The following is a 14,391-nucleotide window of genomic DNA, read 5'->3' as shown; positions in this document are numbered from 1 at the left end:
TTCTTAGATTAGAGGTTTTCCATGAGTTCTTTGAACTTTTGAGAGGCCTCCTTTTTTTCATCTCTTTGGTCACAAATAAATATACATTTCTTTGTTGTATCTCCATCCTTTTGTCCTAATTATCTAACAAGAAAGGTTAAAGTTTAAAATGACGGGTAAATACTAGTATCTTGAATCCAACAACTGAATTAAACACCAAGGAGTGGAATAAGTTGAACATCTTATTGACATCAACAGCAAGAAGAATAGACTTTGTGAAATTTTTCCAGTTCGCTTTAAAAAATGCTAGTATCGACGGGAAAGTAATTACTGCTGACCCTGAATACAATGCTCCATCGCTCCAAGCAGGGGACGAAAACTATGAAATTCCACAACAAATAGATACAAATTATATGGAAGCAATAATTGAGATTTGTAAGAAACAACATGTGAATTGTCTTGTCCCATTAAATGATTGGGAAGTGCCCGCAATATCAGCACATAAAAAAGAACTGGATAAATTAGGTGTATCCGTATTTGCACCGGATTCCAATATTGTCGAAAAGGTACGAGACAAAGGAAAATACCGTGAACTGCTGGATCTGTTAGATGTTAAAACTCCGCTTTCTTACTTCAATGTTGAGTCTGCGAAGAAGGCGTTGGAAAGAAGAGAGGTATCTTTTCCGTTAATCGTGAAACCACGTAACGGTTCCGCCTCAATAGGTATTGAAATTATCGATAATGTAGAGGATATGGAATTTGCCTATCAGCATGCTGTTCGACAGATTAAAGAAAGTCCATTGGATGGTGCTACATCCAAAGCACCTGAGGATAATATTATTATTCAGGAAGTGATTGAGGGTGAGAAATTTAGTGTGGATATGTTTAACGATTTAAATGGCCGCTTTCTAACTTCATTCGCTCGGAAGCAATTAGATATGAGAGGCGGAGATATCGATCGGTGCATTACGGTAAATGTTCCGGAATTAACAGACATCGCAAAGCAATTAGGCAAAAGCTTTGGCCATGCAGGTTATATGAACACGGATATCTATTTCAATGGTACCGATTATTATGTTATTGACATCAATCCCCGTTTTGGTGGCGGGTATGCATTTACCCATTTAGCGGGAGCAGATATTCCAGCTGCAATCATTGCACTAACCGCTGGTAAAGAGGTGCAAGAGGATTGGCTGTGTCAAAAACCTGATATCGAATTAGCGCGCCATGACACTGTTGTTTCGATAAATAAACAAAAGGTGATGCAAGCACTTGATGCATAACATTGAAAAGTTGATCAAATTTCAAAAAATGCAGGAGGGATTAGATGGGGGATCCAACCCACTTATTAGAAGAACTGATAAAAATAGACAGTTCTACAAAATCAGGGGCGAACCAAGCGATTGCTTATTGTGAACAATGGTTAATAGACCAAGGTCTCCCTGTAGAAAAATTAGAGAATAATGGGTTTCATATGCTTGTTTGTGAAATAGGTCAGGGTGATCATACGATTGTATTAAACGGACATATCGATGTCATTGAAGCAGAGGAAAGACAGTTTCAGCCCTCCATCAGAGATGGAAAAATGTATGGTCGCGGCGCAGTCGATATGAAAGCGGGAGTGGCTGCTTCTATGGTGACAGCAGCACAATTGAAAGACAGGGAATTAACATCCAGGGTCATGCTTCAAATCGTTCCAGACGAGGAGACTGGCGGCATCAACGGAACCAAATATTTAACAGAAAAAGGCTATTTGGGAGATTTCATTATTTGTGGTGAACCAACCAATATGGGAATCGCTATCCAATCCAAAGGTGTGCTTCAGCTCGATTTTACCGTCCGGGGGAAATCAGCCCATGGAAGTCGTCCGTGGGAAGGTACGAACGCAATAACCAAAGCAATTAGTCTCTACGAAGAAATTTTAGAGCTTCCTTTTGCTCAAGAAAGCTCTCCTATGTTTACTCAGCCTTCTATCAATCTCGCGAAAATACAAGGAGGAACCGTCTATAATAAAGTACCCGATTACTGTCAACTGTCGCTCGATATCAGATATCTGCCAGACCAATCTCCCAAGGATATCGTTTATCAGATTCAGACAATAATAGAAGGTCCCATAACAATCCATAATAGCAATAATCCGGTCAAAACAAGAGCAGACAATCCTTATGTAGAAGCATTGGGAGAATCCATTAAACGAATCACTGAGCTTGAAAAAGTATCCATATTCGGTCAGCATGGTTCCAACGATGGGCAGTTTTTTACCAAGTACGGAGGTTCAGCCATAGAATTTGGCCCGGTGGGAAGGGACTGGCACGGAGAGAACGAAATGGTTTATATCGATTCGGTGAGAGAATATCAAAATGTGCTGGTAGATTTTATTTTGTCTTTGGATGATACTCAGCTAAAAATTAACTGATGATATTCTTGAAGGGGAATGAAAAAGGAACCGGTTCTATAACAATGATTACATGAACTATTTGCGGTTCTGTTAAAATTATTTACATTCTATTTCGTTTGCTCCCCTTCTTTCCACATCAATACTAATACTGTCTTTGATAGAATACCTATAGATAGGACACTTGGAAAAGAATGTTTCATCTATAGGTGCCTTTGGTAGGTAGTCATTGAATAACCTTTCAACATAAGGATGGAGGAGATAAGGATGCATCGTAGTGTTTTACTATTTTTGTTTAATATATTGTTATTTTTTGTATTGGTTCCTGGATTTGCTGCAGCTGAAGAAAGGAATGACCCGGCTGCAGAACTTGCATTGGATATGGTTGGTAGTAATGATCAAGGTTTTTTAACGTCTGAATTTGTACAGCATGTATATCAGGAATCAAAGTCAATTTCCTTGCCGAGATATGCTAAGGATCAGCAACAGGTAGGTGAGGAAATAGAGCGAAATGAGCTGCAACCAGGTGATGTTGTTTTTTTTCAGGGAAGCAGCCTGATGTCGGGGATTTATATTGACGATGGCCGTTTTGTTATCGTGACGAGTGATGGAATTTCTGAACGCAATATGGAAACAAGTGAATATTGGTCGAATGCCTACGCAGGAGCTGCCCAATTTACAGAAGAGAATATTGATGATTCAGCAGCTGCAATGGCCCTGGAGGAATTAGGAGAAAATCAAGAAGGGTGGACAACTGCAGAATTTGTGCAATATGTCTACGAGGATGCTAAAGGAATTTCCCTATCCCCATCAGCTGCCGATCAATGGATCCAGGGAGAGGATGCCAGTGAGCTTCAGTCAGGAGATGTTGTCTTTTTCCAGGGAACTTATTTGATGTCAGGGATTTATATAAATAACGGACGCTTTATTATCGTTACGAGCGAAGGAATCACCGAGCGGAATATGGAGACAAGTAAATATTGGTCAGATATTTATCAGGGTGCTAAACGTTACAGCAAAGAAAATTCACCACCTCCTTCAGAGAATGAAATTGTCGCACAAGCTCAAGACTTAATTGGGTCTCCGTATAACCAATCGGGAAGCAGCCCGGAAGAAGGATTTAACACAGGCTCTTTCGTTTACTATGTATATAAAGAGGTGACAGGCAGCTGGCTCTCCAAACAGGCATCCCCACAGCTGGAAGTTGGTAAGAGCATCGAAAGAGATGAATTGCAGCCTGGGGATCTTGTCTTTTTTGAAAATGACGAACAGGAATTGATTTCAGGTATTTATTCTGGAGATGACCAATTTGTGATTGCTACTTCCTCTGGGGTACAAGAAAGGCATTTAGATTATCATACCTACTATGCAGAACGCTTTGTAGGAGGAGCCCGTTATACAGAGGAAATATTGGAAAAATCAAATCCGGAAACATATAGGAACCATAATAGCCCTATTGTAAGGGAGGCAATGAATTATATTGGAACGCCTTATTTAATGACTGGCAGTACGTTGGACGCTTTTGATTGTTCATTTTTCGTTCAAACCGTCTTTCGTGAGGCGGAGGATGTATATTTGCCCCGAATTAGTTACCGACAGTGGGAAGTTGGTGAGACGCTGCTTCCAGAGGGAACAGATATAAATGCAATTGATCTGGATGAAGAACTTCAGCCAGGAGATGTCCTGTACTTCTCAGGAACCTGGCAGGAAGGTATTTCCCACACTGCGATTTATTTAGGGGATGATTATATTGTTCATGCAACAGGAGAAGAAGGGCAGACGACGATTTCGTATATGAGTGAATATTGGCGGGATCATTTTACTGGTGCGAAGCGTTTTGATGATCTTACTATTCAATATGATAATGATGCAGTTTTTGAAGCTCATCAACTAGTGGGAACCGAGTATACGCTTGGGGGAACGACACCTGATGAGGGATTTGATACAGGCGGTTTTGTCCAATACGTTTACAATCAAGCATGGCAGTATGACCTGCCGCGATATGGAAAACAGCAATGGAAAGAGGGAACAGAAATCCCAATGGAAGAGGCTGAGCCAGGAGATATTTTATTTTTCCAAGGTTCAAGTATCATTCCAGCCATTTATATTGGAAATAAACAAATGATTGTAACGACAGCTTCAAAAGGTGTTACAGTCATTAACTTAACAACAAGTGATTATTGGCCTTCTCGTTATATGGGCGCAAGAACGTATGACACCGAAGTTGAGGAAAGTGAAGTAGCACAGCTGGCTGAGCAATATGTCGGCGAATCGTTTGATGAGACCTCAACGATGTTTATGAAGCAGATCTATGCAGAAGCAGCTGGCATTGATCTCCCATCCAATCTGGAAGAATTGCGCGAATATGGGGATAAACGTCATATTGAGGAGCTTCAGTCTGGAGATCTCATGTTTTTCTCTGACACAGAACATGGAACAGATCCAGTCATGACCGGTATTTTCGTAGGAGAGGGTACATTTATTACAGTGATTGATGGTGAAATCGTGTCCCGAAAAATCAATAATGAAGTGTATTGGATAAACCGATTGATTGAAGGACGAACCATTTCAACTGCTGAGACTGGAAATGATCGATGAAAGAACGGCAAGGTGCTTAATCTGATCTATTAAATCTATCTATTTAACGCAGCTATGTATTCAGAGGGTGTACCGATAAAATATAAAAATGTATATCAATTTCTACCTTGATTATCGACACTTCCAGTATATCCATCTAAATAATGTATACTAAATCCCCACCTGAAAACAGGTGGGGATTACTTATCTGATACAAAGGTTTTAAAAATAGTACAGAAATAACCCAAATTCACCAAATTTTTACAAGATTGTTATTTGATTGATATACGACTGATATAGTTTTTGATTATTACGTATTATATGATGTAGACAATGGAGTTATGCTTTTCATCGCTTATAAAAATGATAGAAATAAGGCATTCTCATAAGCGTAGATCAGTCGATAACTTCTATATGGGATTTACTAGTTAAAGGAGGTGACTGCTCTTGAGAAGCTTGGGGCCTGAACCCCGCTGCTAGAAATCTACATTAGTACTAGGATAGCAAAAAAGTGCTGTGTGGGTTGAACAACTGCCATTAAAATGATTTTCTTGATTAAGAATGGCAGAAAAATGAAGCGTTCTATTGAACTTAACTGGACATGCTCTGCTTCGATAGGCAGATGACAAAAAGGTAGAAGAACAAAAGAGATGAAGAAATTGAGTTAGTAAAATGGTAAGTCCCAGGTAACTCCTGCATTCCATAGTGGTGTACCGGGGTTATTCCAATTTAGTGTGAAATGGAGATAAGATTTTGAAAGTCGTATTAGCAAAAAATTAATGATGTATTAATTTGAGGAGGAGTAACCATGAAAAAATCTTACAAGATATTGCCTGTCTCTGCATTATCAGCACTCATTGCGGTAACGGCATTTGTAACACCTACGTTCGCACAAGAAGCAACATCTCAAGAAGTTAATTCTGAAGAGGAAAGCAGTGAAATCGAAATTGATGCTCCGAATAAAGCACCAGAGGAGTTAGAGATTGTAAAGAAAATTGACGAACCAACAGATGAAGACCCAGGAGCAATAACAGTAGCAAATGGTGCAACAGTAAAGGAAATGCTAAGAGCGATTGCAGCGCCTGATGGTTCCGACCAAACCTATAAAGTAACGGATGAAGACGGTAAAGTGAAAAAAGGCAAAAGAGAATTAGCAACAGGTGATCAGCTAAGGGTAACAGCAGAAGATGGAACAACAGCAACTTATGAAATTTATGAAAAAGAAAGCAGTGAAATCGAGATTGATGCACCCAATAAAGCACCGGAAGAATTAGAGATAGTAAAGAAAATTGACGAACCAACGGATGAAGAAGCAGGAGCAATAACAGTAGCAAATGGTGCAACAGTAAAGGAAATGCTAAGAGCGATTGCAGCACCTGATGGTTCCGATCAGACCTATAAAGTAACGGATGAAGACGGTAAAGTGAAAAAAGGCAAAAGAGAATTAGCAACAGGTGATCAGCTTATTGTAACAGCAGAAGATGAAACAACAGCAACTTATGAAATTTATGAAAAAGAAAGCAGTGAAATCGAAATTGATGCACCGAATAAAGCACCAGAAGAATTAGAGATTATAAAGAAAATTGACGAACCAACAGATGAAGAAACAGGAGAAATAACAGTAGCAAATGATGCAACAGTAAAGGAAATGCTAAGAGCAATTGCAGCGCCTGATGGTTCCAATCAGACCTATAAAGTAACAAATGAAGACGGTGAAGTGAAAAAAGGCAAAAGAGAATTAGCAACAGGTGATCAGCTAACGGTAACAGCAGAAGATGGAACCACTGCAACTTATGACATTATAGTTAAGGAATAATACGGTCATTACTTCATGGACTCGTAATCTAGTGAGAGAAGTAGAATAGGCCACCCATGGCGATATCTTTAAGATATCGCCATGGTTATTCTAATTGTTACGTTGAATGTTTAGAATAACTATTTATTAATTCGACTTTTATAAGGAGTGAGGAACTAACACCATAATACTTGTTTCAACTTTTTCATTATCATTTTGTACGTGGTACCTAGTTTACAAAAAATTATGATTGTTAATAAATAGAGATTTGTTCAGAAACACCCATTGGTTATCAAATAGTAAACGAACCTTTGCACTGTCGGACATGGAAACCGATGCGCCGTGTGACTAGCGTATATTACAGCAGATTATTACTTGGGCTGGAATGCTGATCCGCGTGGTTAATAATATCTACATATTTCCATTTGAGGGCTACTAATTATTCAACCCTGATTCCTGTGTAGGACAGAATGCGCAACATCAAGTAGACTAGTTCTGGTTATGTCGCAATATTTTTAAAAAATGAGTTCTCCCTTCTCCAGATCCAATGGAACCACTTCTTACTCTAGCTGGCCAGAATTGGTTTAATTCACTGTATAGCAGTAAGGGCAACATGTCAAAATTGAGCATGACAGTGATGAATAAAGATTGTAGGAGCATTTCTTGACGTTGAATTACAAATAAATCTAATTAAATAGGCTGAATACAAAGGAGTCAAATAGTTACAAATTGTTTATTTAATGTCACTTAATGACCATGTTTATATGGGAGGAATAAATAGAAAATACTATTTTGAACAGCAGAAAAAATGCGTCGCAAATACTATTTTACTATCGGAAAATGTCGGTTATAGTGAAGCTGTAAAGTTAAATCGTCTGTTTATTTAAGTTTAACGGACCCATTGTTTCAGGCGGAAAATAGACATACAAGATGTTTATCTAGGTCCTAATTTAAGTAAACACAATCTATATATCCAAACCAGATGGAAGGGCTGATGATTTGACGTTAAATCGTGTTTGAAGTATTGACATTACGTATATTCGTTACAATTCAATTGGATGATAGAACGCTTTTAGCGACTTTTATATGAAAAGGTTCTATTTAAAAGAATAGAATATGAAACACTAACGGAAACAAGAAAGGGGCTGAAATAAAAGATGCTTTTACAAATTCTAATTCCCGCTTATTTTTATCCAGATTGAATTATATAAGTAAGTCCGTCTTTCTTTTACATCGATACGGGCTTATTTTTTGGGTCTATTATGTAATAGCGTAAATTAACAGAATTGATATACTCTTGTTATATTAGCTTAATATAGTTCTAGTATAGTAGGTTACGAGATAGATAATACAATTATTTACAATTGAGGGTTATTATGGGAAATATCGATTCATGAATCGGCAGCCCGATGATTGAAGCCTTGATGATTTAGTTGGGTTTCTTTTGTAGTTATGTAAAATACTGAAAAAGGAGGATAGCCACGAAATAACTGAATTTAAAACATGTGATGTCGAGGTGAAAAAATGTTAGACGAATTTTTGCTCATTCTGTTATTAGCTTCATTAGCTTTGTTCTTCGGGGTTAAGGACAAAATGATTAATGACAAAAACATTACAAGTATCCCAGTCCGTGTAAATGTAAATGGAATTAGGGGTAAATCAACAGTCACTAGATTAATAACAGGTGTTTTACAAGAGGCGGGATACCATACAGTTGGAAAAACGACTGGAACCGATGCAAGAATGCTCTACTGGTTTGATTCCCAAGAAGCTCCGATTAAGAGAAGGATGGAAGGTCCGAATATAGGGGAACAAAGAAGGGTCTTAACGAAGGCTTCTGAGTTAAAAGCTGACGCTCTTGTGAGTGAGTGTATGGCAGTTAAACCAGATTATCAAGTAGTTTTCCAAGAAGAACTATTAAAAGCAAATATTGGTCTAATTGTTAATGTATTAGAGGATCATATGGATGTTTTAGGACCTACATTAGAAGAGGTGGCAGACTCATTTTCAGAAGCAATTCCCTATAACGGTGATCTGATTATTAACGACAGTCCCTATGTTTCTTACTTTAAGCAAATGGCTAAGCAGCGGAATACGAAGGTACACGTATGTGATACATCCGCAATTTCCGAGGAATTTCTTAAAAAATTCGAGTACATGGTATTCCCGGAAAATGCAGCACTAGCTCTTTCTGTTGCCGATGTTCTAGGTATTGATCATGAAACGGCAAAGCGAGGGATGTTAAAGGCTTGGCCGGATCCAGGTGCCATGCAGATCCTTCCAATTGGTGATGCGAATAATCCTAGCTTTTTAGTTAATGGATTTGCTGCTAATGACCCTATGTCAACAATCAATATTTGGGAACGCGTGAAGCAACTGAGTTATCCTACAGAGCAGCCAGTTGTTATTATGAATACTCGTTCGGATCGAGTGGATCGTACGGAACAATTTATCCAGCAGGTTCTGCCAAAAATACAAGCAGAAACACTAGTGGTGATGGGGGATAATACAAGCCTCATCGTAAAGGCATATAAAAGAGGAGAATTCCCGGTCCGAAACCTTTTAGACCTGGAAAGTGCCAGCACTGATGAAATTGTGCGTGTCCTTCAGCCATTCTTATCCGGTAAAACCATTTACGGAGTTGGAAATATTCATGGAGGCGCGGATGAACTGGTAACTCGACTTGAACAAATGAAAATAACAAAAGAAACTGCTTAGAGAGAAGGGAATTGAAAAATGTTTGTATTTGACACAGGAGATATTTATTTGGCAATAACTGCGGGAGTTATTCTCAGCTTATTTTATACAGAATTTACAGGAGTTATTCCAGCTGGATTAGTTGTACCGGGATATATTGCTATGATGTTTACCACGCCAGCAAGTATTGTTGTTACGTTTTTGGTTAGTTTTTTGACATATCTAATTGTCATGAAGGTCATTTCAAAATTTACGATCCTATACGGAAGAAGAAAGTTTACAGCGATGATAACGACCGGAATCATTATGAAAGCAATTTTTGACTTTGCATTTGCTGAATATTCCATTCCTGAAGCCGTTGGTGGATTAGTGGCTATCGGAATTATCGTTCCTGGATTGATTGCAAATACCATTCAAAAGCAAGGTGTTTTACCTACAGTTGCTAGTACATTATTACTTAGTGGATTAACTTTTGGCACAGTTTTTGTATCTAACTATATTTGAGGAGGAATTTAAATGGAAGCTATATTAGACTATCAAAAAAAGCAAAAGGTAAAAAAAGCACAATCAAAACTGACTTTTAAGCAATGGGTTTTAAAATCAGTCAAAACACAAAAGAAACGGACAAGTATGGATTCTATGATGGGGCTAATCATTACCGCTATCGTCTTTTTGATAACTTTGGTGTAACCTAAAACATGCTTAACAACAATAATCGTTTTTACATTATTATAGGTTTGATTGTAGTATTATTCGTAATAATACTTGTTAGAGATAGTGGAATTTTTGATGAACCCCAATCAACAGATCAGAATGCTGACTTCACCCTGAATGATACAATAAGCGAGGATGAGGGTTCGTATGGTGTGTCAACGGATAGTTCAATTGCCACTGAAGTAGGTATGAAAATATTAGAACAAGGCGGAAATGCTGTCGATGCTGCCATAGCAGTAAGTTTTGTATTAGGGGTTGCGGAGCCGCATGGATCGGGAATTGGCGGAGGAGGAACCATGCTGATTCATCCCGGTAAAGGCGAAACACCAGTCGTCTATGATTATCGTGAAACTGCACCGGATGATACATTACCTTCAAGTGACATAGGTGTGCCAGGTTTTATTAAAGGGATGTACAAGGTCCATGAAGATTTTGGCACAATGAATATGGATGACTTAATTGACCCTTCGATCAATTTTGCTGCAAATGGTGTGACGGTTTCTGAAACCATGCACGATGCATTGGAAAACGAGGCTGATCACCTGCCTGAATTAGATCATTTCTTTCCAGAAGGTGAGCCTATAGAAGTAGGGGAATTATTGGTACAAGCCCAACTGGCAGAAACCTTAGAAGATATCCAGGCTGAAGGACCAGATGCTTTCTATAAAGGAAACATTGCAAATGACATTAGCGATGAGGAAGAGAAAATAGATGAGAAAGATTTGGAATCCTATGAGGTTGAAACCAAGGAACCCATACAAGGTGAATTCGGTGACTATGATGTCTTAGCTCCACCACCGCCTTCAGGGGGAATTATGTTAATTCAAGCTTTAGAAATGGCCGAGTCACTGCAAATTGAAGATACCAAAGATAAGCCGTTAGCTTTTTCGTTATTAATGGGGATCATCAATAGAATAAGTTATAGTGATCGTTTAGAAAATGTGGGGGATCCTAACTATTCAGATGTTCCAATAAATGAAATGATTTCTCAAGATCATATTAATGATCTCGTATCCGAAGTCGATGGACTTGAATTGTCTGAAGAATATCGCAGGAACTTGGAATCAGATGCTGATAAAGAAGATCATGGAAACACGACACACTTTGTGGTGGTGGACAAGAATGGTATGATGGTTTCCGTAACGAATACGCTAAGCAATTTTTTTGGATCAGGAGAATATGTGAATGGCTTTTTCTTAAATGATCAATTAAAAAACTTTAGTACTCGTGAAGATTCACCAAATAGTCCTGAGGCTGGCAAACGTCCATTTAGTTATACAACACCGACAATATTAACGAAGAACGGATCTCCTGTCATAGGTATTGGAAGTTCAGGAGGAAGAAGAATTACGTCAATGGTTGCGCAACAATTAGTAAAAACGATTAAGTTTAATGAACCAATTCAGGAATCTGTAAGCGATCCTAGAACCTTTCTGGAATTTAATGAGGATGTTTTACAGGCAGAGCAAGATTATCTATTTCTAAAGGACCCTGAAGAGCTTGGTATTGATGTTCAATATACGGATGATACTTCCTATTTCGGGAGCATCCAAGGGTTAGTCATTGATGAAAACAATAAAATTCATGGGTTCAGTGATCCGAATAGAGATGGTTCTTGGATGGCAAAATAATTCATTTATCTAAAGTCTTCAAGCCGGAAAAATAAAACTAAAGTAAAAAGAAAGTCTCTCCTCATTCGTTCTGAATGAGGAGAGACTTTCTTTAACGTAATAACCTTGTCTGTCATGATTTGTTGATTTTCTACATTACTTGAAAATCATCTTCCAAAATATTGCCGTAAGTACGATAAGAACTACCAAATAACCATAAATTGCGAAAGGTAAAAAGGTAACGATTAAATGTAAAATCGTAAATACCCCAACAATAAGCATTAATACAAAAATTTTCCCGGCAGGTCCTCCGCCTTGTTGTGCGGTTTCAATTGGCTCGGTAAACGGATATTTTCCGTTATTAAACATCTTATAAGATATAAGCAACTGTAATAGGGCCGAAACTACAACAACCGCTAAATCGGGTAAGATACGGAAGGAAAATACCCAGATGTATAATACGGCCAGTACTAAAACAATCGGTAAGTATAGTTTTACAAAGACTGCCTTTAACGTTGCACTATACACGATGGCATGTTTTTGAATTGGTGTTGTTTGAAAGATCCATGCTCCTTTATATTTCGCAGAAAACTGCAGCATGTAAACAACCGTACCAACAATAATGTTAGAAAAATAGATTGTTAAAAATGATCTGCCTTGCCCCAATTCTTCTAGTGTCTGAGAGCTCAAATTGTTAAAAAGGAAGATTATCGGAAAAACGAGTGACATTCCGACTGAAGGATATACTTTTAATTTAAAATCTCTCTCCCGACTAATCATAATAGAAGAAAAGCGGTAAAATATCCTTTCCTCTCTGCTGAAGCAAATAAATTTTTCTATCAGATCATTTAGGGTCCATTTTTTTTTGCTTTTTGTGCTCGATTCTTCCATTAGCTTTTGTAAATTCCGTTCGAACGAAGGCATTAATACGTAATATAGGAAAATCGAGACGATTGGTCCTAACAATGCGAATAGGGAAAGGAGAATAATCTCACTGGAATAATTTTGGTTTAACACCATTTCAAATGGTGCACCAAACCATACTGGTGGAAGCAATACATGCCACCAGCTAAAGTCATAAACATATTCGAAATCTACAAAATCAAATAATCGTATAATGATTTGATAGCCGATTACAACTGCTACAGCTAGTAATATCTGCGCATAATTAATAATATCCTTCAGCTTTTCCCCGTCGAAAAATCGTAATACAACCATATAGATTAGTGCAGTAAAGGCTAGTATTAATAGGTCTATTAAAATTATTTCAATAAGGAATAAGAGAAAGTAGATAAATCCTTTAGTAAATAGAAATACAATTGCTGGTATGGCAATAAACGCACCAGTAAGCAGAGTTAAGTAAATCGCGATATGGAGAAATTTGGCAGCATTAATGGTTCGATTGTTTACTGGTTTTGTATTCAAAATAACTTTGTCTCGAACATCTAGAAGTACCGAAGAAAAATCTGAAATCATCGACGTGCTAAGGATGAACATGGAAATCCCAGTTATAATACTGATCTGGAATAAATAATTATCCCCAAGAAATACAAATGGGACGAGCGTAAGACCGTATAAAACATAAATCCATAATGATTTAAGAAATTGATTCCCTTCCTTTTTCTTCGTATTTTGACTAAGAATGGTTGGAACACGACGCTGGTCCATCGTAAGTTTTAATTCAAGAATTTTCCGCATCACAGTATAATCAATATTTAATTTGCGGAAAACCGATTGAAAGGTATCAAGCACTTTTAAAATACGGATGTCACGCATCTCATGTCTCCCCCGTTACAATGGAGACAATCTTTTTCGCTGTTTCTTGATGCTCATCAAATCCAGTTAATTGATTAAAAATAGCTTCAAGTGAACCTGCCTTACCTTTTTCTTTTAGCTCTTCAAAGGAACCATCCGCCGCAATTTCCCCATTCACTAATAGTACAATTCGATTACTTATCCTTTCAACAACATCCATAATGTGAGACGAATAAAAGATAGTCTTTCCCTGATTAGCTAAAGCCTCTAGCATATCTTTAATAACCATAACACTATTCGCATCAAGTCCACTTAATGGCTCATCAAGAAAAATCAAATCTGGATTATGAAGAAGGCTGGATGTGATTAGAACTTTTTGTCTCATTCCTTTAGAAAACGAAGAGATTCTTGAATGGAAAACGTCCCCCATATCAAACTCTTCTAAAAGACTTAATGCCTTCGTCTCGGCGGCGCCGCGTTCCAAACCATATAATTCACCAATAAATGTGAGATATTCAGCTGCTGTCAGGTTATCATAAATCTCTGCATTTTCCGGAACATAACCGATTTTTTGTTTATATGTATAATCGTTGGATGAAATATTTTGGCCGAAAATTTCTACAACCCCGCCATAACCATCCACTAATCCGAGCATGATTTTTAATGTCGTACTTTTCCCCGCACCATTTGGTCCAATATATCCTATGATTTGTCCCCGGTAGACATCTAGATTAATCCCATTTAAAACGTCCTTCCCAGGATAACTCATATACAGATTTTGAAGTGATAATACTTTCTCTTCCATCCCTTGTGCCTCCCTTTTTATTAATCTGTTTTTCTTCTTTTAACATAACAATGTGCAATTTGGA

At 37.9% G+C, this 14,391-nt stretch carries 10 protein-coding genes; 8 read left to right on the top strand and 2 right to left on the bottom strand.

The annotated features are described in order from the left end of the window. Positions 1-212: 212 nt before the first annotated feature. The 8 genes from D1B32_RS16955 to ggt all read left to right on the top strand — a co-directional run bounded on the left by D1B32_RS16955 (position 213) and on the right by ggt (position 11,788). Complete coding sequence (locus tag D1B32_RS16955; protein ID WP_095314372.1) at positions 213-1,262, top strand: ATP-grasp domain-containing protein; 1,050 nt, start codon at positions 213-215, stop codon at positions 1,260-1,262. A gap of 44 nt (positions 1,263-1,306) precedes the next feature. Then, positions 1,307-2,395 (top strand): M20 family metallopeptidase, encoded by a 1,089-nt coding sequence (locus D1B32_RS16950; protein WP_118889964.1) that lies wholly within the window; start codon positions 1,307-1,309, stop codon positions 2,393-2,395. A gap of 246 nt (positions 2,396-2,641) precedes the next feature. Further along, entirely contained in the window at positions 2,642-4,972 is a 2,331-nt protein-coding gene (locus D1B32_RS16945; protein ID WP_158586283.1) for an NlpC/P60 family protein, read from the top strand. Positions 4,973-5,759: 787 nt separating this feature from the next. Further along, positions 5,760-6,767, top strand: a complete 1,008-nt coding sequence (locus tag D1B32_RS16940) for a hypothetical protein (protein WP_118889963.1) — start codon at positions 5,760-5,762, stop codon at positions 6,765-6,767. Positions 6,768-8,270: 1,503 nt separating this feature from the next. Next, positions 8,271-9,464 carry a poly-gamma-glutamate synthase PgsB gene (pgsB, locus tag D1B32_RS16935; RefSeq protein WP_095314360.1) on the top strand — a complete coding sequence of 398 codons (1,194 nt, stop codon included), beginning with the start codon at positions 8,271-8,273 and terminating at the stop codon, positions 9,462-9,464. Between the two features lie 18 nt (positions 9,465-9,482). Next, a complete protein-coding gene (gene pgsC / locus D1B32_RS16930; protein ID WP_095314358.1) occupies positions 9,483-9,947 on the top strand; it encodes a poly-gamma-glutamate biosynthesis protein PgsC in 465 nt (154 codons plus the stop codon). Positions 9,948-9,959: 12 nt separating this feature from the next. Continuing rightward, the gene (locus D1B32_RS23845) at positions 9,960-10,133 is read left to right on the top strand and encodes a hypothetical protein (RefSeq protein WP_158586282.1); all 174 of its coding nucleotides are present in this window, start codon (positions 9,960-9,962) and stop codon (positions 10,131-10,133) included. Positions 10,134-10,141: 8 nt separating this feature from the next. Then, the gene (gene ggt, locus D1B32_RS16925; protein ID WP_118889962.1) at positions 10,142-11,788 is read left to right on the top strand and encodes a gamma-glutamyltransferase; all 1,647 of its coding nucleotides are present in this window, start codon (positions 10,142-10,144) and stop codon (positions 11,786-11,788) included. Between the two features lie 135 nt (positions 11,789-11,923). On the opposite strand, the gene D1B32_RS16920 is transcribed toward ggt, so the two are convergent. Both D1B32_RS16920 and D1B32_RS16915 read right to left on the bottom strand, forming a co-directional pair. After that, complete coding sequence (locus D1B32_RS16920) at positions 11,924-13,543, bottom strand: hypothetical protein (protein ID WP_095314356.1); 1,620 nt, start codon at positions 13,541-13,543, stop codon at positions 11,924-11,926. A gap of 1 nt (position 13,544) precedes the next feature. Then, a complete protein-coding gene (locus D1B32_RS16915; RefSeq protein ID WP_095314354.1) occupies positions 13,545-14,327 on the bottom strand; it encodes an ABC transporter ATP-binding protein in 783 nt (260 codons plus the stop codon). Positions 14,328-14,391: the final 64 nt, after the last annotated feature.

Source organism: Oceanobacillus profundus (assembly GCF_003515705.1).
Taxonomy (GTDB): domain Bacteria; phylum Bacillota; class Bacilli; order Bacillales; family Amphibacillaceae; genus Oceanobacillus; species Oceanobacillus profundus.
The sequence above is the reverse complement of the archived record's forward strand: the minus strand, read 5'-3'. Positions and strand labels throughout refer to the sequence as shown.